The 19,074-nt window shown below is 60.4% G+C and carries 17 protein-coding genes; 3 read left to right on the forward strand and 14 right to left on the reverse strand.

Annotated features, from left to right (window positions below; all coding sequences use genetic code 11):
• Window positions 1-79: 79 nt before the first annotated feature.
• The 8 genes from acpP to AAHB08_RS08915 all read right to left on the reverse strand — a co-directional run bounded on the left by acpP (window position 80) and on the right by AAHB08_RS08915 (window position 5,853).
• On the reverse strand, window positions 80-316 hold the full coding sequence (acpP, locus tag AAHB08_RS08880; RefSeq protein WP_005300909.1) for an acyl carrier protein: 237 nt from the start codon (window positions 314-316) through the stop codon (window positions 80-82).
• Window positions 317-473: 157 nt separating this feature from the next.
• Window positions 474-1,208 carry a 3-oxoacyl-ACP reductase FabG gene (gene fabG, locus AAHB08_RS08885; RefSeq protein ID WP_025326981.1) on the reverse strand — a complete coding sequence of 245 codons (735 nt, stop codon included), beginning with the start codon at window positions 1,206-1,208 and terminating at the stop codon, window positions 474-476.
• A 13-nt stretch (window positions 1,209-1,221) separates the two neighbouring features.
• Window positions 1,222-2,157 carry an ACP S-malonyltransferase gene (fabD, locus tag AAHB08_RS08890; RefSeq protein ID WP_205641755.1) on the reverse strand — a complete coding sequence of 312 codons (936 nt, stop codon included), beginning with the start codon at window positions 2,155-2,157 and terminating at the stop codon, window positions 1,222-1,224.
• Window positions 2,158-2,224: 67 nt separating this feature from the next.
• Entirely contained in the window at window positions 2,225-3,184 is a 960-nt protein-coding gene (locus tag AAHB08_RS08895) for a beta-ketoacyl-ACP synthase III (RefSeq protein WP_139434511.1), read from the reverse strand.
• A gap of 6 nt (window positions 3,185-3,190) precedes the next feature.
• On the reverse strand, window positions 3,191-4,210 hold the full coding sequence (plsX, locus tag AAHB08_RS08900; protein ID WP_041205769.1) for a phosphate acyltransferase PlsX: 1,020 nt from the start codon (window positions 4,208-4,210) through the stop codon (window positions 3,191-3,193).
• Window positions 4,211-4,219: 9 nt separating this feature from the next.
• The gene (gene rpmF / locus AAHB08_RS08905; RefSeq protein ID WP_005300935.1) at window positions 4,220-4,387 is read right to left on the reverse strand and encodes a 50S ribosomal protein L32; all 168 of its coding nucleotides are present in this window, start codon (window positions 4,385-4,387) and stop codon (window positions 4,220-4,222) included.
• 20 nt (window positions 4,388-4,407) lie between these two features.
• Complete coding sequence (gene yceD, locus AAHB08_RS08910; protein WP_025326977.1) at window positions 4,408-4,929, reverse strand: 23S rRNA accumulation protein YceD; 522 nt, start codon at window positions 4,927-4,929, stop codon at window positions 4,408-4,410.
• Window positions 4,930-5,199: 270 nt separating this feature from the next.
• Window positions 5,200-5,853, reverse strand: a complete 654-nt coding sequence (locus AAHB08_RS08915) for an START domain-containing protein (protein WP_342058720.1) — start codon at window positions 5,851-5,853, stop codon at window positions 5,200-5,202.
• A 172-nt stretch (window positions 5,854-6,025) separates the two neighbouring features.
• On the opposite strand from AAHB08_RS08915, the gene AAHB08_RS08920 reads away from it, so the two are divergent.
• Window positions 6,026-6,607 (forward strand): Maf family protein, encoded by a 582-nt coding sequence (locus AAHB08_RS08920; RefSeq protein ID WP_342058721.1) that lies wholly within the window; start codon window positions 6,026-6,028, stop codon window positions 6,605-6,607.
• Between the two features lie 77 nt (window positions 6,608-6,684).
• Here AAHB08_RS08920 and AAHB08_RS08925 read toward each other — a convergent pair whose 3' ends face one another.
• Together AAHB08_RS08925 and rluC are read right to left on the reverse strand one after the other, a co-directional pair.
• A complete protein-coding gene (locus tag AAHB08_RS08925) occupies window positions 6,685-7,332 on the reverse strand; it encodes an HAD-IA family hydrolase (protein ID WP_247626136.1) in 648 nt (215 codons plus the stop codon).
• Complete coding sequence (gene rluC, locus AAHB08_RS08930; protein ID WP_342058722.1) at window positions 7,332-8,276, reverse strand: 23S rRNA pseudouridine(955/2504/2580) synthase RluC; 945 nt, start codon at window positions 8,274-8,276, stop codon at window positions 7,332-7,334. The genes AAHB08_RS08925 and rluC overlap by 1 nt, the downstream gene beginning before the upstream one ends.
• A gap of 413 nt (window positions 8,277-8,689) precedes the next feature.
• Here rluC and rne point away from each other — a divergent pair, with 413 nt between their 5' ends.
• The gene (gene rne / locus AAHB08_RS08935) at window positions 8,690-11,863 is read left to right on the forward strand and encodes a ribonuclease E (RefSeq protein WP_342058723.1); all 3,174 of its coding nucleotides are present in this window, start codon (window positions 8,690-8,692) and stop codon (window positions 11,861-11,863) included.
• Window positions 11,864-12,502: 639 nt separating this feature from the next.
• Here the strand turns inward: rne and AAHB08_RS08940 are convergent.
• From AAHB08_RS08940 to apbC, 4 genes are all read right to left on the reverse strand, one after another.
• Entirely contained in the window at window positions 12,503-13,975 is a 1,473-nt protein-coding gene (locus tag AAHB08_RS08940) for an inorganic phosphate transporter (protein ID WP_139434519.1), read from the reverse strand.
• 350 nt (window positions 13,976-14,325) lie between these two features.
• A complete protein-coding gene (dcd, locus tag AAHB08_RS08945) occupies window positions 14,326-14,907 on the reverse strand; it encodes a dCTP deaminase (RefSeq protein ID WP_139434521.1) in 582 nt (193 codons plus the stop codon).
• 63 nt (window positions 14,908-14,970) lie between these two features.
• The gene (gene udk / locus AAHB08_RS08950) at window positions 14,971-15,615 is read right to left on the reverse strand and encodes a uridine kinase (RefSeq protein ID WP_139434523.1); all 645 of its coding nucleotides are present in this window, start codon (window positions 15,613-15,615) and stop codon (window positions 14,971-14,973) included.
• 108 nt (window positions 15,616-15,723) lie between these two features.
• Window positions 15,724-16,806 (reverse strand): iron-sulfur cluster carrier protein ApbC, encoded by a 1,083-nt coding sequence (gene apbC, locus AAHB08_RS08955; protein WP_342058724.1) that lies wholly within the window; start codon window positions 16,804-16,806, stop codon window positions 15,724-15,726.
• Between the two features lie 185 nt (window positions 16,807-16,991).
• Here apbC and metG point away from each other — a divergent pair, with 185 nt between their 5' ends.
• Window positions 16,992-19,025, forward strand: a complete 2,034-nt coding sequence (metG, locus tag AAHB08_RS08960; protein ID WP_342058725.1) for a methionine--tRNA ligase — start codon at window positions 16,992-16,994, stop codon at window positions 19,023-19,025.
• Window positions 19,026-19,074 lie beyond the last annotated feature (49 nt).

The raw sequence follows: 19,074 nt of genomic DNA on the forward strand, positions 1-19,074 counted from the left end.
GCTAGTCTCCGAGAGGTATTTTGAAAGGGAGTAAGCATAAAAGAAGCGGCCCTTGGGCCGCTTCTTTCAGAACAGGAACTTATTCCTGATTAGCGGTGATGTAGTCGATAGCCGCTTGAACAGTGGTGATCTTCTCGGCTTCTTCATCAGGAATTTCGGTATCGAATTCTTCTTCCAGCGCCATTACCAGTTCAACGGTATCCAAAGAGTCAGCGCCCAGGTCGTCGACGAAGGAGGCAGCGTTCTTGACGTCTTCCTCTTTAACACCCAGTTGTTCGATGATGATTTTCTTTACGCGTTCTTCGATGTTGCTCATGACCTGAATTTTCCTTTAAAAATACGCTATTGCGTCTGGTTGGGGTAGTGTATTCAATTGACGTGAGTTTGCAAGTGACTTGCCGCTGGTCAAACCACGAAATTCGCCAAACTTCGGCGTACTATCGCAAATTTGAACAGATCTCACGACAAATTGATTACACCATGTACATCCCGCCATTAACATGCAGGGTTTCGCCGGTGATATAGGCAGCGTCGTCAGACGCCAAGAATACCACAGCGGCAGCAATTTCTTTCGGATCACCCAAACGGGCGGCAGGCACCTGATTCATGATGCCGGCACGCTGTTCTTCATTGAGCGCCTTGGTCATGTCGGTTTCGATGAAACCGGGGGCCACCGCATTCACCGTGATGCCACGGGAAGCCACTTCACGGGCCAATGACTTGGTAAAGCCCACCAGGCCCGCCTTGGCGGCAGCATAGTTGACCTGACCGGCGTTGCCCATGGTACCGACCACGGAACCTATGCTGATGATGCGACCATGGCGCTTCTTCATCATGGCACGCAACACCGGCTTGCTCAGACGGTACAGGGAGGTGAGATTGGTGTCGATGATCTCGTTCCACTCGTCATCCTTCATCCGCATCAACAGGTTATCGCGGGTGATACCGGCGTTGTTGATCAGGATGTCGATGTCGCCAAAACGTTCCTTGATGGCGGCAAAGACGGTTTCGATGGATTCCTGGCTGGTCACGTTCAGTGCCATCCCGCAGCCCTGCTCACCCAGATAGGCGCTGATGGCCTCGGCACCGCTCTCGCTGGTCGCGGTTCCCACCACTTTCGCGCCACGGGCCGCAAAAGTTTCGGCAATCGCACGACCAATGCCACGGCTGGCGCCGGTGACCAGCACAACTTTATCGGTAAAACTCATGACTTGCTCCTGTTTATTTGACTTGGGCCAGGGCCTGCTCGAAAGAGGCGGCATCGTTGGCGTGAATGCCTTCCACGCGCGGGTCGATGCGCTTGGCCAGCCCGGTCAACACCTTGCCCGGTCCCATCTCGATCTCGAGGGTGACGCCGTCGTTTGCCATCCGCTCTACCGTCTCGGTCCAACGGACCGGGCTGAACAGCTGGCGCACCAGGGCTTGCTTGATGGCGGCCGGATCCTGTTCACAGGAGACGTCGACATTATTGATGACTGCGATGGTTGGAACCTTGATCTCGATCCCATCCAGCGCGGCGGCCAGTTTTTCGGCTGCGGGTTTCATCAGGGCGCAGTGGGACGGCACCGAGACCGGCAGCGGCAGGGCACGCTTGGCGCCTGACTCTTTCATCAGCACGTTGGCGCGCTCAACCGCTTCCTTGTGACCGGCGATGACCACCTGGCCCGGGGAGTTGAAGTTGACCGGAGAGACCACCTGGCCTTGCGCCGCTTTCTCGCAGTTGGCGGCGATAGAGTCGTTGTCCAGCCCTATGATGGCGGCCATGGCGCCGGTGCCTTCCGGCACGGCTTCCTGCATGGCGAGGCCACGCAGTTCAACCAGCTTGACCGCATCGGCAAAGGCCAGGGCGCCGCTGCACACCAGGGCGGAATACTCGCCCAGGCTGTGACCGGCCATGACGGCGGGGGTTGCCCCACCCTGCTGTTGCCACAGGCGCCACAGGGCGACTGAGGCGGTCAGCAGTGCCGGCTGGGTGCGCCAGGTCTTGTTCAGATCCTCGGCGGGACCGTTCAATACCAGGGCAAACAGGTCATAACCCAGCACCTGGCTCGCCTCGGCGAAGGTCTCTTTAATCACGGCGTGTTGCTCGGCGAGCTCCGCCAGCATGCCGACGCTCTGGGAGCCTTGTCCCGGGAAGGCAATGGCAAATCGGGTCATCATTGATTCCTTTAAGGTAAGACGAAATCGGTAAGCGGGCGCCCGAGACTCGCGGCGCCGCTTGGTATCAGAGGCGAACCAGCGCCGAACCCCAGGCAAAACCGCCGCCGAAGGCTTCCAGCAATACTAGCTGGCCCGGTTTGATACGGCCGTCACGTACCCCTTCATCGAAGGCGATGGGCACGGAGGCAGCGGAGGTGTTGCCGTGGCGATCCAGGGTCAGGATCACCTTGTCGAGCCCCATGCCGAGTTTCTTGGCGGTGGCGTTGATGATGCGGAAATTGGCTTGATGCGGCACCAGCCAGTCCAGCTCGCTCGGCGCTATGTTGGCGGCAGCCAGGGTCTCGGTCACGATCTCGCTCAGGCGCGTCACCGCGACCTTGAAGACATCGTTGCCCTTCATGTACATGTAGGCTTCGAGCTCGGCCCCCGGCATGCCACGACGAGGCTGCGGCAACTTGAGCAGTTCGCCATAACGGCCGTCGGCATGCAGGTGGGTGGAGAGGATACCGGGCGTCTCGCTCGCCCCTATCACCACGGCACCGGCCCCATCACCGAACAGTATGATGGTGCCCCTGTCTTCCGGATCGCACATGCGGGAGAGCACGTCGGCACCGACCACCAGGACGTGGCGAGCGGCGCCGGACTTGACGAACTGATCGGCAATGGAGAGCGCATAGGTGAAACCGGCGCAGGCCGCCGCCACGTCAAAGGCCGGGATCCCCGGAACCTCGAGCAGCCCCTGCAGTTCGCAGGCTGCGGCCGGGAAGGCGTTCTCGGCGCTGGTGGTCGCCAGCACTATCATGTCCAGATCGGCGGCGGTCAGACCCGCGGCATCCAGCGCCCGCAAGGCCGCCTGATGAGACAGGGTCGCGACGCTCTCGTCGCTCCCGGCGATGCGGCGTTCACGGATCCCGGTACGTTCCACGATCCACTCGTCACTGGTTTCAACCATCTGCTCAAGATCGGCGTTGGTACGAACCGAACTCGGCAGATAACTGCCAGTACCCAGAATTTTGCTATGCATAGAGTTTTATAAATCCCTGTCGGAAAAGACAGATTCAAGGCGATCTGCAATTTGCAATGGAAGTTGGTGTTTGGCTTCTTGTGCGGCCAGCAGAATCGCATGACACAGAGCGCGGCGCTCGGCCCGCCCATGGCTTTTTACCACAATGCCGCGCAATCCTAACAGACTCGCGCCATTATACTGGTCGGGGTTCAGGTAAGAAAAACGCCGTTTGAACATAAATCCGGCGAGTCGACCAAGAAAACTGCGTTTTTTGCGAGGATATCCGGCCAGTTCGGCCATCATTCGCACCACGCCCTCGGCGGTCTTGAGCGCCACGTTGCCCACGAAACCGTCACAGACGATGACGTCGCTGTCACCGCTGAAGATCCTGTCCCCCTCGATGAAACCGACAAAATTGAGCGCGGCGCACTGGCGCAACAACTCGGCACTGTGGCGTACCAGGTCATTGCCCTTGATCTCCTCCTCCCCCACGTTGAGCAGCGCCACCCGGGGGGACGCTATTCCCTCGACCTGCTCGGCCACCACGGAGCCCATCACCGCAAATTGCAGCAAGGTGTCGGCATCGCAGCTCACATTCGCCCCCAGATCCAGCATCACTGTGCGCTTTCCGCTCAATGTCGGCAGCGCCTTGATGAGGGCGGGCCTGTCGACTCCGGGCAGGGATTTGAGCACGCATTTGGCCATGGCCATCAGGGCACCGGTATTGCCGGCACTGACGCAGGCATCGGCCTCACCGGCTTTCACCAGATTGAGCACAACCCGCATGGAGGAGTCTTTCAGGGTACGCAGCGCCACGATCGGTTTTTCGCCCATGCCGACGACCTGGGATGCATGTACGAGACGAACGCGGGGATGAGTCAGCAAGCCGTGTTGCTGCAACAGAGGGGCGATCAGGTGTTGGTCACCGACCAGAACAAGATTTAGTTGAGGCAGAAGAGACAGTGCCTGCACGGCGGCAGGCACTGTTTCAGAGGGGCCAATATCTCCCCCCATTATGTCTAGCGCGACAGTTTGCGTAGACAAAGGCAATCCTTAAGCGATTACCTTTTTACCGCGGTAGAAACCATCGGCAGTCACGTGGTGACGACGATGAATTTCGCCACTGGTCTGATCAACAGTCAGGGCTGCAGTGGTCAGCGCATCGTGGGAACGACGCATGCCACGCTTGGCGCGGGTTTTACGGTTCTGTTGTACGGCCATGGTAGGCTAACTCCTAAAATTCACTTACGTTTGAGCTCTTCAAGAACTGCAAAGGGATTCGGCCGCTCATCAGCAGGTTCGATATCACCCCAGGTCATCTCCATGTTTCCTCTGGGGCAGACATCCATGGGATGCATGGCCACCTGAGGCAACGAGAGGATGAGTTCATCCTCCAGGATTTGATGAAGATCTATCTCGCCGTTTTCGTCCAACTCAATGGGCTCATAAGCTTCCGGCAGCTCTTCCTCGTTTGTTCTCTCGAACAGCGGAGTGTAAATAAAACTAGCTTCACAAAGGTGCTCGAAAGCCTCTCCACAACGCTGGCAAACCAGGTCGACCTTGGCATGGGCAGTGCCTTTCATAACGGTCAACTTCTGGACATCTTTGCCAAACTGCAGAGTGACGTCCACATCACTTCGCAAGCCTTCGGTTGATGCTTCCAGTCTGGGCATCTGCGACTTTTCCACTATCCCGACATAATCGAGTAGCTTCAAGGCATTACGGACTGGATCAACCTTAACGGGCAACTTCACCTTTTGCATAGGGCGCGAATATTATAGGTCCAACAAGGGATAGTCAAAGGAAAAAGTCCTTACCGCCGATGATTTTACCTGCACAAGGCCCTGCATGCAGGAACTTGTGTTCATCGGTGGCCGATTATGCCATAAACCGCGGGATCCCGCACAGGATCCTGTGCCGTCATCCCCCTTGGTCAGGAACGCGGGGTCAGTGCGCCCTTTATGCCGTTGCACGCCCCTCCCCCATCCCGTGCCTCGCTCGCCCGGCACCGGGCTTGACCTCCATGACCGGATTCAGGGCGTGGCAGGGCAGCCTCCGCCACCGAACAACTGTTGCCGAGGCGCGGCTCTGGGTTGGGCCTCCATCAGGCGACGTATGGCCTGAAAGCTGCCCAGCGCCGCCTTGATGGCCATCGGATTGACCAGCCAGCCCGGCAAATGGCGGCCCGGGTTGGTATGGCTTTCGAGCCTGATCAGGGTGCTGCCATCGCGTTGTGGCAGTGCCTCCCAGCGACCGGCACTCTCCCGGATCCGGTACAGGCCCGGGCGAGGCGCCAGGGCGTCCGGCTCGGCCCACACCTCGAGCACCAGCGCGCAACCGGCCCGCCGGCTAAGGTGGGAGCGCGTGATGAGCTCCCTGTCCTGCACCGGCCAAGGGGACGCCAGGCGGGTGTAAACCAGGTCATCATCGGGGCCGGATCTTGCCAGCAGCCGCACCTCGCGACTGGACGGCAACCACTCCCGATGGCGCGCCGTGTCTCGCAGCACGGCCAGCAACGCCATGGGATCCGCCTTGACCCGCATCTCCAGGCGCAAGGCCAGAAAAGGGGACGGAGGGCGTGCCTGGGTCCAGAGCTGTACGCCGCCCTCCCCCTTCTCGGGCTGCCACTCCTGCCCCCAGCTCGCGAGGGAGAGCAGCATCAGGGTCAGCACACCGTATCTTGTCATGTCGCACTCCTGTCCCATCAACCTATGTTACGCCGCGCTCGGGTCGCCAGCATGTTGCCGGGGTTTTTCGTGGTAAACCCAGGCCGGCACACGAGCGCTCGGGGAGGTTTGCGTGGGCCTTCTGCCACAGTTAGAATCAACCAATTGATTTATAAATGGATATCATCAACACATGCAGACCACTCTGATCCTCGCCTCCACTTCCCGTTATCGCAAGGCGCTGCTGGAAAAACTCGGCCTGCCGTTCCAAAGCGCCTCCCCCGAGGTCGATGAAAGCCCGCAGCCCGGGGAGTCGGCCGACACACTGGTCAGCCGTCTGGCCCATGCCAAGGCGAGCGCCATCGCTCGCCAACATGATCAGGGGTTGATCATAGGCTCGGATCAGGTGTGCGTCTGTGACGGCCGCATCCTCGGCAAGCCGGGCACGGTGGATAATGCAGTGGCGCAGCTGATGATGGCCCAGGGCAAGAGCATCACCTTTTATACCGGCCTATGCGTACTCGATGCCGCAAATGGCCGGGCCGAGCAGCTCGTGGAGCCCTTCACCGTGCATTTTCGCTCCCTGGACGAGGCGGCCCTGCGCCGTTATGTGGCGGCGGAAATGCCCCTCGATTGCGCCGGCAGCTTCAAGTGCGAGGGCATGGGGATCATGCTGTTCAAGGGGCTGGAAGGGCGGGATCCCAACGCCCTGATCGGCCTGCCCCTGATCGGCCTGATCGAGCTGCTGGCGCGCCACGGCCTCAATCTGCCCTGAGCCTAAGCAGGAAGCAGAAACAACAATGGGAGCCAAGGCTCCCATTGTTGTCTTAGTGTTCATCAACCCGGTGCGTGCTAGCCCAGCAGTTGTTTCAGCTCGTCCATGGTATCGACCACGGCAAGAGGAGCATGCCGGAGCAAGCGTTCTCTGTCATGTACACCCCAGGTCACGCCGATGCGGGGCATCTGCAGGGCCTCGGCCATCGCCATGTCATGGATGGAGTCCCCTATCATCACCGCCTGCGCCGGCTCACAGCCCAGTTCCGCCAGGATCTGAACCAGCATCAGGGGATCGGGTTTGGAGTTGGCTTCATCCGCACCGCGACTGGCGGCAAAGAGAGGACGCAAACCCGTTTCGTCCAGCACCCTGTCGAGCCCCCTGCGGGACTTGCCCGTGGCGACCGCGAGGCCAATGCCCTGCGCCTGCCAGCCATGAAGCAGCTCGCGAGCGCCGGCAAACAGCGGACTGGGTGTCTTGTCATGCAGATAGTGGTGACGATACCGGGCGATCAGGGCCTGGGCCCGCTCACTCCCCTCTGCCAGGTTGAACAGGCGGGGAATGCCGACCTCCAGGCTGAGCCCGATGATCTGATGGATTGACGGCGGCGCAGGCACGCCCTCGCCGCAGTCGCGGGCGGCCGCTTGCACGCAGGCGACGATCCGCCCCACCGAATCCATCAGGGTACCGTCCCAATCGAAAATGGCGAGTCGGATGTGCTGCATCAGCGTGCCAGCTTGTTCAGGAAGGCATCGAGCTCGGGGGCGAGCGGCGCTTCCACCTGCATCTCGCGATCATCCGCCGGATGGGTGAAGCTCAGCTTCCAGGCATGCAAGAAGAGGCGCTTGAGCCCCAGGGTCCGCATCTTCTCATCGAAGGCCGCCTCGCCGTATTTGTCATCACAGGCGATGGGGTGACCGGCGTGCTGGGTATGAACCCGGATCTGGTGGGTGCGACCAGTGATCGGGCTGCATTCCACCAGGGTGGCCTCGGCAAATTGACGGGCAATCCGGAAACGGGTCTCGGAAGGCTTGCCGTCACTGCTGACCCGCACCACCCGCTCGCCGGATTGCAGATCGTTCTTGCGCAGCGGCGCATTGACCACCTTGACGTGGGACTGCCACTGACCGCGCACCAGCGCCAGGTATTGCTTGCGCATGGTCTTGACCCGCAGCTGCTCGTGCAGGCTGCGCAGGGCACTGCGCTTCTTGGCGACCAGCAGCACGCCGGAGGTGTCGCGGTCGAGCCGGTGCACCAGCTCCAGGAAGCGGGCTTCCGGGCGCAGGGCACGCAGCCCCTCGATGACGCCAAAGCTCAAGCCACTGCCGCCGTGCACCGCCATGCCGGATGGCTTGTTCAGCACTATCATGGCCTCGTCTTCAAACAGGATCTGGCTCTCCAGACGCTGGATGCTGCCGAGGTTGGCAGAGGGCAATTCGTTCTTCTCGGCCACGCGCACGGGGGGGACCCGCACCTCGTCGCCCGGGCAGAGCTTGTATTCCGGTTTGATGCGTTTCTTGTTGACGCGCACCTCTCCTTTGCGAAGGATGCGATAGATCAGGCTCTTGGGGACGCCCTTTAACTGAGTCTTGAGAAAATTGTCGATGCGCTGCCCTTCATGCTCAGCTTCGATGGTGAGCAGCTGCACTTGTTGATGTATCTGTGTCATGGCGCGGATTTTAACACCGCCGGCAGCCCTTGGCTGCATGCTTTGTTAAAAAATGGCGTCTTGCTATAAAAGTGGTTTAAATGGGATAATAAACAAGGTTTTGTCATTGTGTTCAAGCCTTGTACTAAGTGGCCAAAAAGTATGCCACCCAATCCCGAAACACCGTGTATACAAGAACATGACGGTTCCCGGGTGCGAGGTACAACGCATGGAGAACGCAAACAGAACCGATTTAATTGTCTCCACACCGGTATCCTTAATTCATGCCTTCTCGAGAAGACTGAACCAGAGTGCCCTTAGTTTGCGCCTCATGCATGTCCCAACCGGGAGGTTGCCCAAGCATGCTGAAGACCCGAGGCCGGCACCGGCAGGATCCTGTGGAGGAATCAAAATGACAAAATAATGAGAACTCAATGAAAAGAATGCTAATCAACGCGACTCAGGAAGAGGAGTTGCGCGTAGCGCTGGTTGACGGACAACAGCTCTACGATTTGGATATTGAAAGTCCGGGACACGAGCAGAAGAAAGCGAACATTTACAAGGGTAAGATCACCCGCGTAGAACCCAGTCTTGAAGCTGCTTTTGTTGACTATGGCGCCGAGCGCCACGGTTTCCTGCCATTAAAGGAAATCGCCCGCAATTACTTCCCCTCCGGTTACTCCTATCAGGGTCGTCCCAACATCAAAGAAGTGGTCCGCGAAGGCCAGGAAGTGATCGTCCAGATTGACAAGGAAGAGCGTGGCACCAAGGGTGCAGCCCTCACCACCTTCATCAGTCTGGCCGGCAGCTACCTGGTGCTGATGCCGAACAACCCCCGTGCTGGCGGCATTTCCCGTCGTATCGAGGGTGACGAGCGGACCGAGTTGAAAGAAGCCCTGAGCGGACTGACCGTGCCGGACGGCATGGGCCTCATCGTGCGTACCGCCGGTGTCGGCAAATCCCCGGAAGAGCTGGAATGGGACTTGAACGTTCTGCTCAACCACTGGGACTCCATCCACAAGGCCTCACAGGACCGTACCGCGCCCGTGCTCATCCACCAGGAGAGCAACGTCATCGTGCGCGCCATTCGTGACTATCTGCGTCGCGATGTAGGCGAGATCCTGATCGACAATCCGGTCATCTTCGAGCGCGCCAAGTCGCATATCGAGCTGGTTCGCCCCGATTTCCTCAATCGCGTGAAGCTGTACAAGGGTGATGTCGCCCTGTTCAACCACTTCCAGATCGAGAGCCAAATCGAGTCTGCCTTCCAGCGTGAAGTGCGTCTGCCCTCCGGCGGCAGCATCGTCATCGATCCGACCGAAGCGCTGACCTCCATCGATATCAACTCCTCCCGCGCCACCAAGGGCGGCGATATCGAAGAGACGGCGCTGCAGACCAACCTGGAAGCGGCCGACGAAATTGCCCGTCAATTGCGTCTGCGCGACCTGGGAGGCCTGATTGTCATCGACTTCATCGACATGACGCCGGTTCGCCATCAGCGCGAAGTGGAAAACCGTCTGCGTGAAGCTGTCCACCAGGACAGGGCACGCATCCAGCTGGGCCGGATCTCCCGTTTCGGTCTGCTGGAAATGTCTCGCCAGCGTCTGCGCCCCTCCCTCAACGAGTCCAGCAGTCACATCTGCCCCCGTTGCCAGGGTCAAGGGGTCATCCGTGACAACGAATCCCTCGCCCTGTCCATCCTGCGTCTCATCGAAGAAGAGGCCATGAAGGACAACACAGAGCAGGTTCATGCTCAAGTGCCGGTCGATGTTGCCGCCTATCTGCTCAACGAGAAGCGTGCCTCCATCGCCAGTCTGGAACAGCGCAATGATGTTCGTGTCTACATCATTCCGAACCAGCATCTGGAAACCCCGCACTACGAAGTGACCCGCATCCGTCAGAACGAGATCCCGGAAGCGGCCAGCTACGAGCTGAAAACCGAGATTGCCAAGCCGGTCTACCAGCCCAAGCAGGCTCAGGTCATCGAGCGCGAGCAACCGCTGCTGCAAGGCTTCGTCCAGGCGCCTCAACCGGCCGCCCCTGTTGCCGCTCCGGCCCCCGTCGCAGCACCTGCACCTGTCGCCGCCGAAGCGGGTCTGTTTGGCAAGCTGTTCAAGGCCATCTCCGGTCTGTTCGGCTCAGACGCAGCCCCTGCGGACGTGAAGGCTGCTGCCGAGAAACCGGCCGCACAACGGGAAGCGCGCAAGGATGAGGGTCACCGTCATCAACGTGACGAAACCCGCAGCCGTGGCCAGCGTGGTCGTCGCGATGACAACCGCGGCAACCGCAACCCGGCCGACGCTGGCGAGAAGCGTGAAGGCGCCGCCAACCGCGAGGGTGGCGAGAGCCGCAACCGTCGTCCGCGTAAAGAGCGCGAGCCTCGTCAGGAGCGTGAAGCCCGTGGTGAAGTGCGCAGCGAACAGCGCATGGAACGTGAGCCTCGCGAAGCTCGCAACGAGCCGCGTACGGATCGCGAACCCCGTGAGCCCCGTCAGGAACGTGAACCCCGCGCCCCGCGCCCGGCTCGCGAACCCCGTGCTCCGCGCGAGCCCCGTGCCGAGGTCGTGGTTGACGCGGTAGAAACCGTCGAGACCGCCGCCGTCAGCGCCGAGCCGCGTCAGGAAAAAGAGCAGAAAGTGGCCGAGCGCCGCGAACGTCGCCAACTGCGCAAGCAGGTTCGGGTCGATGTCGCCGCCACCGACACTCCTGCCCTGCCGGTAGACGAGCAGGCTCCTGATCTGGTCGAGACTGCGGCCGTGGTCGGTGAGCAAGAGGAGCAGACCGAAGGTCAGCGCCGCTCTCGCCGCACTCCGCGCAGCCAGCGGATCGAAGGGCAGCGTCGCAAGCGCATCAATGAAGATGCCCGTGGCCAGCGTGATGATGAACCTCAGGCCGAAGTGCAACTGACGACAGCCGCCCAGGCGGATGCTGCTCAGGTGAAGGTGGAAGAGCCCGCCGTGCCTGTCATCACCATCCCGAGTGCCGAGGCCGTTGCCGCCGCGCTGCAAGCCTCTGCCGCCCTGACCGAGCACGTGGTCGCCGAAGCCGTGGCCGAAGAGGCTCATGAGCAGGCTCAAGCGGCTGTGGCCGCCGAGGTCGCCGCCCCTGTGGTCGCCGACGTGGTTGAGGCTCCCGTTGCAGTCGAAGCGGCTCCTGCCGCCATCGAGCCAGCCCCTGTTGCAATCGAAGCAGCGCCTGTCGTTGCCGAGCCGGTGATCGAAGTGGTTGCCGAGGAGACTCCGGTTGTGGTCGAGGCCAGCATCGCTGACCAGGCTGTGGTAGAAGCCGCCCCCGTTGTGGTGGAGCCGGTTCCGGCCCCGCAAGCCGAGGACGTGGTTCCTGCCGCCGAGCCTGTTGCCCCTGTGGTTGCACAGCCCGAGCCTGTCGTCGCCCCGGCCACCAAACCGGTTGCCAAAGGCGCTGGCGTATTGGCTCGTGCCCGCAAGGCTTCTGCCCCCATGGCAACGCCGGCAGCCGTGCCCGCCCCGGCCCCCCGTGAGCCGGTTGAGCAGACTCCGCTGGAGCGTAGCGAAGTTGCGAGCTCAGGCCGCCACGGTGGCAGCACAGCCGCCGTCAATGTAGCAACCAGCCCGGCGGGTCGTCCCTGATCCCTAGCCTGTCTGGTCTGATAAAAGAGCCACACCTTGTGTGGCTCTTTTTTTGCCACTAGGGTCGGCCCCTCAATCCTCTCCCCCTCCTCTACTTCCTCCTTGCAGAGACCACAAGCGGCATGCCGAGGCCGACGCGGGAGCCGGTACTCTCTGCCAGCCTCCCCCTCGCCTCTGCTCTTGGGGCAACCAAGCCCCCAGGAACCATGTCAGGCAGCGTCGCCCTTGCACCCCACATGCGGGTCCCCATGCTTAGTGACAACTTAGTGGCAAGGATCGTCAAAGCCCAGCCTGCCACGGGACCACAGCCAGGAACCATTGTCGGCATACCGACGGCGAGCGTCATGAGCTGCTGGATTCAAGGAATGAAGGACGAGAGCCGAAGCCCAGATGAGAGGGTGAGACGATGGCTTAGCCCCTGACAGGCGAGATGGGCTGCGTTCACCTCCTTCTGCTGACAAGGACGGTAAATGAGGAAGATGAAAGTTGGCAGGGAACTAGCAGTAGATCAGCATTCTTGTTTGATGGCATATGAGGCTTGTTTTGCCGGTTGCCGAGCATGACGGCTAGCATCAGCCGAATCCCAGCCATGAAAAAAGGGCCCGCAGGCCCTTTGTCATTGATGCAATGTGTTGGCTATCAGCCACCAAACAGGTTGTTGCTGATCAGGAACAGCCCGCCGGAGAGCAGCATGGTAAGCGGCAGGGTCAGCACCCAGGCCAGCAAGATGGTCTTGATGGTCTGGCTCTGCAGGCCCGACTTGTTCGCCACCATGGTCCCCGCCACCGCAGAGGAGAGGATATGGGTGGTGGATACCGGCATGCCGGTCAAGCTGGCCACCCCGATGGAGGCAGCAGCCGTGATCTGGGCGGCAATCCCCTGGCTGTAGGTCATGCCGGAAGAGCCTATCTTCTCGCCCACTGTGTAGACGATACGACGCCAGCCCACCATGGTGCCGCAACCCAGCGCCAGGGCGATGGAGACGATGACCCAGGTCGGCGCGTATTCGGCCGTGGCGGTCAGGTCCTTGCGCCATTTGGCGAGATCGGTCAGCTCCTTGGCCGGCAGCGGCAGCTTGGATACCTTGCGGGCAGTGTCGTCGATACAGAGCAGCAGACGGCGCACCTCGCGGCGATCGGTCAGACTCATCTCCTCGTAGGTACGCACCTGGCCCAGACGGTTGTCCAGGGTGGCCATGGCCTCGAGGGCCTCACCGGCCTCGCAGTGAGTCATCAACTCTTCCTGGGCATGGGCAGGCACGCTGAAGTTCACGACAGTGGAGACCTGCTCCTGGTTGCGCTGGTAGATCTCCATGATGCGCTGGTTGGCATCCTGGGTGCGGTCCAGATCGTAGGAGCGGCTGCTCATGTCCAGTGCGAAGTAGGCGGGCGCCATGCAGATCAGCACCAGCATCACCAGACCTATGCCCTTCTGGCCATCGTTGGAGCCGTGCACGAAGCTCACCCCCATGGCGGACGCCACCAGGGTCAGGCGGGCCCAGAACGGCGGATGCTTCTTGCCATCCACCAGCAGTCGCTCTTCCGGGGTTTTGTGGATCTTGCTGCCAAGCCAGACTCGCTTCATGGCGAACAGCAGCAAGGCGGCAATGATGAAGCCCACAGTGGGAGAGATGATGAGGGAGAGCATGATGTCGATCGCTTTGCCGACGTTGATGCCCTCTTTCAGAGGCTGATCACTGATCAGGGCATAGGCACCGCCTACCCCCAGAATGGAGCCGATCAGTGTGTGAGAGCTGGACGCCGGGATGCCGAAGTACCAGGTTCCCAGATTCCAGACGATGGCCGAGAACAGCAGGGAGAACACCATGATCAGACCCTGGGTCGAATCCATCCCGAGCAGCAGATCGATGGGCAGCAGATGGACAATGGCATAGGCCACTCCCAATCCTCCCATCATGACCCCGGCAAAGTTGAACAGGCCGGAAGCCACTACCGCGGTGTGCGCGGGCATGGCCTTGGTATAGATAACCGTTGCTACCGCGTTGGCGGTATCGTGAAAGCCATTGATGAACTCATAGGCCAGCACAAAAAAAACGGCCAATACCAAACCGATTGACCACCACAAACCCAAACCACTAAACATTTCAAACATAAAAACGAACCTGTTTATGAGTTGCGGCGGATTATGCCAGAAGGCTCGGTGCGCCATACCCGTTGTTGAAATATTTCAGTAAGAAAAAAAAAGGGCATTCCGACAGAAAATGACTTAGGCCCAGCAGGGATCGGGCTTGTCGTGGATTAATTAAAGCCCGTTCAGACCTCATGGGTAGGTGTCAATCAACACCAACCATCCCTCAGTGCACCGCCAAGCTGGCGATTTTACACGCGTTTTGCCATCAGGTTCCCAGGTCGTTGGCCGCCGTAACCGCACGCCCCTCCCCTTTGCAGAAAAGGCAAAAGGGTGCCGAAGCACCCTCTATATAAGCAGCATGAAGGCGGACATCAGTCCTGGTTGATGCGGCTGGCCACCGCGCCTTGCTGGCTCTTGTACTTGGCGTTTTCCCGCTTGTTGTAGGGACGGGCCGCGGCGCCGGAGAGCATCTCGAAGTTCAGCGCCCCTATCTTCATCTTGGGGCGCAGCGCCAGCGGCAGCTTGCCGCCGTTGTAGAACTCCAGCACGATGCGACCGGACCAGCCCGGATCGATGCGGTGCGCGGTCACGTGGACCATGAGGCCGAGCCGTGCCAGGGAGGAGCGTCCGTCCAGCCAGCCGACGATGTCCGCAGGCAGGGTCACGGACTCGTAGGTCACCGCCAGCGCCAGCTGACCCGGGTGCAGATAGAAGGCTTCCCCGTCCGGAATGTGGATCTCCTCGCTCATCACCCGCTCGATGGCATCGGCCATCTCGGCACTGGTACCGCCGAGGTCGATATAAGGCGCGGTATGATCGCGAAACACCCGAAACTCGTTGCCGAGCAGCACATCGACGCTGACGCCACTGATCCGCTCAACACCGGGCCTCGGCTCAATGACGATCTTGCCTTCATCCAGATGGCGTTCGATATCGGTATCACAAAGACGCATTCGGCGACTCTCCTGACAAAAGTTTCATTTAAAAAAGCCGGGCATCACCCGGCTTGTTTCATATCAACCAATCAACATGTGGCGGATACGCGCCTTGAGCATGTCGATGGCAATGCGGTTTTTGCCGCCACGGGGCACGATCACGTCCGCATACTGCTTGGACGGGTCGATGAACTGCATGAACATGGGGCGGACCGTCTTCTGATACTGCTTGAGGACGGAGTCCATGGTACGGCCGCGCTCTTGCACGTCACGCACCAGACGGCGCAGCAGGCAGATGTCGAGCGGGGTATCCATGAAGATGGAGGCATCCATCAGCTCACGCAGACGACTGTCGGTCAGCAGCAGTATGCCTTCCAGGATGATGACCCGGCGAGGTGCGAAGGTGGTGACTTCGCTCATGCGCGTGTGTTCGGTATAGGAGTACTGGGGAATATTGACGGCATCCCCTTGCACCAGTTGGGTCAGATGCTGCACCAGCAGATCGTGATCCAGGGCATTGGGGTGGTCATAGTTGGTCTTGACCCGCTCTTCCATGGTCAGGTGGGTCTGATCACGGTAGTAGCAATCCTCGGTGATCACACCAATCTGACCTGCGCCCAGCTCGGCCACCAGCTCTTCGTAGATGGTTTGAGCGATAAGACTCTTGCCGGATGCGGATGCACCAGCAATACCGATGATCACACACGAATGTTGAGTATCAGACATTGAAAATACCTAAAGAGAAGAGCACTGGGGATTGTTTAAACCGATCCATTATATAAAAAAGGGTGGGCCATGCCCACCCTAAATCTGTTGCAACCGGCCGACAGCCGATTATTCGTCCAGTGCCACCGTGTAGAGCGGGGTCGCAATCGGTTTACCGCTGAAATAGAGCTCGGCCCCCACCCGACGAGCCAGTTTCAGATAGGCCTCAGCCAGCCCGCCTTCCGGTGATCCGAACACGGTGGGACAGCCATCGTCCATGTCCTGGCGGATGTCGATGTGCAGCGGCAACTGGCCAAGCAGCGCCACTTGATACTGCTCTGCCATCTTCTGGCCGCCGCCGGTACCGAACAGCGCCTCGTGATGACCGCAGGCACTGCAGACGTGATAGCTCATGTTCTCGACGATGCCGAGCACGGGCACATTGACCTTGTTGAACATGGCGATCCCCTTGCGGGCATCCGCCAGCGCCACATCCTGCGGTGTGGTGACGATCACCGCCGCAGTGGTGGGTACCTGCTGGGCCAAGGTGAGCTGGATGTCCCCTGTGCCCGGGGGCATGTCCACCACCAGGTAATCCACCTCGCCCCAGCGGGTCTCGTGGAGGATCTGCGCCAGCGCCTTGCTCGCCATGGGGCCGCGCCAGATGGTGGCATCCTGCTCCGCCACCAGGTAACCGATGCTGTTGGTCTTGAGACCGCAGGCCATGACGGGCTCCATCAACTTGCCATCCAGGCTGTGGGGGCGCTCCTTGAGGGTCCCCATCATGGTCGGAATGGAGGGGCCATAGATGTCCGCGTCCAGAATGGCGACCCGCGCCCCCTCCTTTTGCAGGGCCAGCGCCAGGTTGACGGCGGTGGTGGACTTGCCCACCCCCCCCTTGCCGGAGGCCACCACCAGGATGTTGCGAATGCCCTGTACCGCCGCCAGTTGCTGGGCGCGGGGCATGCTCGCCACCTCGATGTCGCACTGCCAGTCGACGATGGCGACGCCCGTGGCGGCCCTGATCTGCGCATCGAACGCTTCTTTCATCTGTTCAAACAGGGTCTGGCCGGCAAAGGGCAGCACCAGCTTGATGGTCAGGCTCTGCCCATGCTGCTCGACGGCACGCACAAAACCGGCCGCCACCAGATCCTGGCCCCATCCAGCCGGCTTAAATTCGGCAAGGATCTGTTTTACTGAATCAATCACCATTAACTCCCCATTATGTTGTCGTTATCCTGAGGTGAACGGTTACCGCACACAAATCAGTGGCTTGCCGACGCCTTGCTGATGCCGTCAGCCAAGGCCCCGGGGGCCACAACCCTAGGCAGGCCGCCCCCAATTCGGGTAACATGCTCGGCACTGTATCATCCCAACAGGCACATCAAGAACGTATTATGGCAACTGATCCTCGTAGAATGCTGGTAACCTGCGCCCTCCCCTATGCCAACGGCTCCATCCATCTTGGCCACATGCTGGAACACATCCAGGCCGATATCTGGGTTCGTTATCAGCGAATGCGTGGCCATCAGGTGCATTTCGTCTGTGCCGATGACGCGCACGGCACCCCCATCATGCTCAAGGCGCAGCAGATGGGGATCACTCCCGAGGAGATGATCGCCGCCGTATCCCAGGAGCATCAGGGGGATTTTGCCGGCTTCAACATCAGCTTCGACAACTATCACTCGACCCACAGCGACGAGAACCGCGAGCTGGCCGGGCTTATCTATGGCCGCCTCAAGGAGTCCGGCAAGATCAAGATCCGCACCATCTCCCAGCTGTTCGATCCGGAAAAGTCCATGTTCCTGCCGGACCGCTTCGTCAAGGGTACCTGCCCCAAGTGCAAGTCCCCGGAGCAATACGGTGACAACTGCGACGCGTGCGGCGCCACCTACAGCCCGACCGAGCTTATCGATCCGAAATCCGCCGTCTCCGGTGCGACCCCGGTGATGAAGGACTCCGAGCACTACTTCTTCGATCTGCCCCAGTTCGAAGCCTGGCTCGCCGACTGGGTGCGCGGCTCAGGCGCCATCCAGGAAGAGATGGCCAACAAGATGCAGGAGTGGTTCGAATCCGGCCTGCAGCAGTGGGACATCACCCGCGACGCCCCCTACTTCGGCTTCGAGATCCCGGGTGCCCCGGGCAAGTACTTCTACGTCTGGCTGGATGCCCCCATCGGCTATATGGCGTCGTTCAAGAACCTGTGCGACAAGCGCGGCGACATCGACTTCGACAGCTACTGGAAGGCAGACTCCGACGCCGAGCTCTATCACTTCATCGGCAAGGACATCGCCTACTTCCACTGCCTGTTCTGGCCGGCCATGCTGGAGGGGGCGGGTTTCCGCAAGCCGACCAAGGTCAACGTGCACGGCTATGTGACCGTCAACGGTGCCAAGATGTCCAAGTCCAAGGGCACCTTCATCAAGGCCTCCACTTACCTCAAGCACCTGGATCCCGAGTGCCTGCGTTACTACTACGCCGCCAAGCTCAACAGCCGCATCGACGATCTGGACTTGAACCTCGAAGACTTCGTCTCCCGGGTCAATGCCGACGTGGTCAACAAGCTGGTCAACCTGGCTTCACGCAATGCCGGCTTTATCGCCAAGCGTTTTGACGGCAAGCTGGCCGACAGCTGCAGCGAGCCCGAGCTCTATAGCGAGTTCGCGAGCGCCAGCGCCTCCATCGCCGATGCCTACGAGGCCCGCGAGTTCAGCCGCGCCATCCGCGAGATCATGGCCCTGGCCGACAAGGCCAACCGCTACGTGGACGACAAGGCCCCCTGGGTCATCGCCAAGCAGGAAGGGGCGGATGCACAGCTGCAGGACGTCTGCACCGTCGGCATAAACCTGTTCCGGGTGCTGATGGCCTACCTCAAACCCGTCATGCCGCACCTGGCCGAGCGCGCCGAAGCCTTCCTGGGCGAGACCCTCAGCTGGGAAGGGGTGGCCAAGCCGCTGACCAACCACCAGCTGGCCCCGTTCAAGGCGCTGTTCTCCCGTATCGAGCCTGCCAAGGTGGAAGCCATGGTGGAAGCCTCCAAGGAAGATCTCGCCAAGGAGCAGGCGCCAAAAGCGACTGGCCCGCTGGCAGACGACCCCATCAGCGACACCATCAGCTACGAGGATTTTGCCAAGATTGACCTGCGCGTCGCGCTGATCAAGAAGGCCGAAGCGGTACCGGAAGCCGAGAAGCTGCTGAAACTTCAGCTCGACATCGGCGGTGAGACCCGTCAGGTGTTTGCCGGCATCAAGTCCGCCTACAACCCGGAAGATCTGGAAGGCAAGCTGACCGTGATGGTGGCCAACCTGGCCCCGCGCAAGATGCGTTTTGGCATGTCCGAGGGCATGGTGCTGGCCGCAGGCCCGGGTGGCAAGGATCTCTGGATCCTGGAGCCCCAGGAAGGCGCCCAGCCGGGCATGCGCGTCAAGTAAGCGCAGCCGACATCCCATTGAAAAGAGAGGCCCGGCGCCTCTCTTTTTT

This window comes from Aeromonas sp. OTU364 (assembly GCF_038440395.1).
Lineage (GTDB): Bacteria > Pseudomonadota > Gammaproteobacteria > Enterobacterales > Aeromonadaceae > Aeromonas.

Bases quoted from the DNA above. Each gene is read 5' to 3' on its own strand.
- acpP (WP_005300909.1), bottom strand. From the start codon at position 316: ATGAGCAACATCGAAGAACGCGTAAAGAAAATCATCATCGAACAACTG.
- fabG (WP_025326981.1), bottom strand. From the start codon at position 1,208: ATGAGTTTTACCGATAAAGTTGTGCTGGTCACCGGCGCCAGCCGTGGC.
- fabD (WP_205641755.1), bottom strand. From the start codon at position 2,157: ATGACCCGATTTGCCATTGCCTTCCCGGGACAAGGCTCCCAGAGCGTC.
- AAHB08_RS08895 (WP_139434511.1), bottom strand. From the start codon at position 3,184: ATGCATAGCAAAATTCTGGGTACTGGCAGTTATCTGCCGAGTTCGGTT.
- rpmF (WP_005300935.1), bottom strand. From the start codon at position 4,387: ATGGCCGTACAACAGAACCGTAAAACCCGCGCCAAGCGTGGCATGCGT.
- yceD (WP_025326977.1), bottom strand. From the start codon at position 4,929: ATGCAAAAGGTGAAGTTGCCCGTTAAGGTTGATCCAGTCCGTAATGCC.
- AAHB08_RS08915 (WP_342058720.1), bottom strand. From the start codon at position 5,853: ATGACAAGATACGGTGTGCTGACCCTGATGCTGCTCTCCCTCGCGAGC.
- AAHB08_RS08920 (WP_342058721.1), top strand. From the start codon at position 6,026: ATGCAGACCACTCTGATCCTCGCCTCCACTTCCCGTTATCGCAAGGCG.
- AAHB08_RS08925 (WP_247626136.1), bottom strand. From the start codon at position 7,332: ATGCAGCACATCCGACTCGCCATTTTCGATTGGGACGGTACCCTGATG.
- rluC (WP_342058722.1), bottom strand. From the start codon at position 8,276: ATGACACAGATACATCAACAAGTGCAGCTGCTCACCATCGAAGCTGAG.
- rne (WP_342058723.1), top strand. From the start codon at position 8,690: ATGAAAAGAATGCTAATCAACGCGACTCAGGAAGAGGAGTTGCGCGTA.
- AAHB08_RS08940 (WP_139434519.1), bottom strand. From the start codon at position 13,975: ATGTTTGAAATGTTTAGTGGTTTGGGTTTGTGGTGGTCAATCGGTTTG.
- dcd (WP_139434521.1), bottom strand. From the start codon at position 14,907: ATGCGTCTTTGTGATACCGATATCGAACGCCATCTGGATGAAGGCAAG.
- udk (WP_139434523.1), bottom strand. From the start codon at position 15,615: ATGTCTGATACTCAACATTCGTGTGTGATCATCGGTATTGCTGGTGCA.
- apbC (WP_342058724.1), bottom strand. From the start codon at position 16,806: ATGGTGATTGATTCAGTAAAACAGATCCTTGCCGAATTTAAGCCGGCT.
- metG (WP_342058725.1), top strand. From the start codon at position 16,992: ATGGCAACTGATCCTCGTAGAATGCTGGTAACCTGCGCCCTCCCCTAT.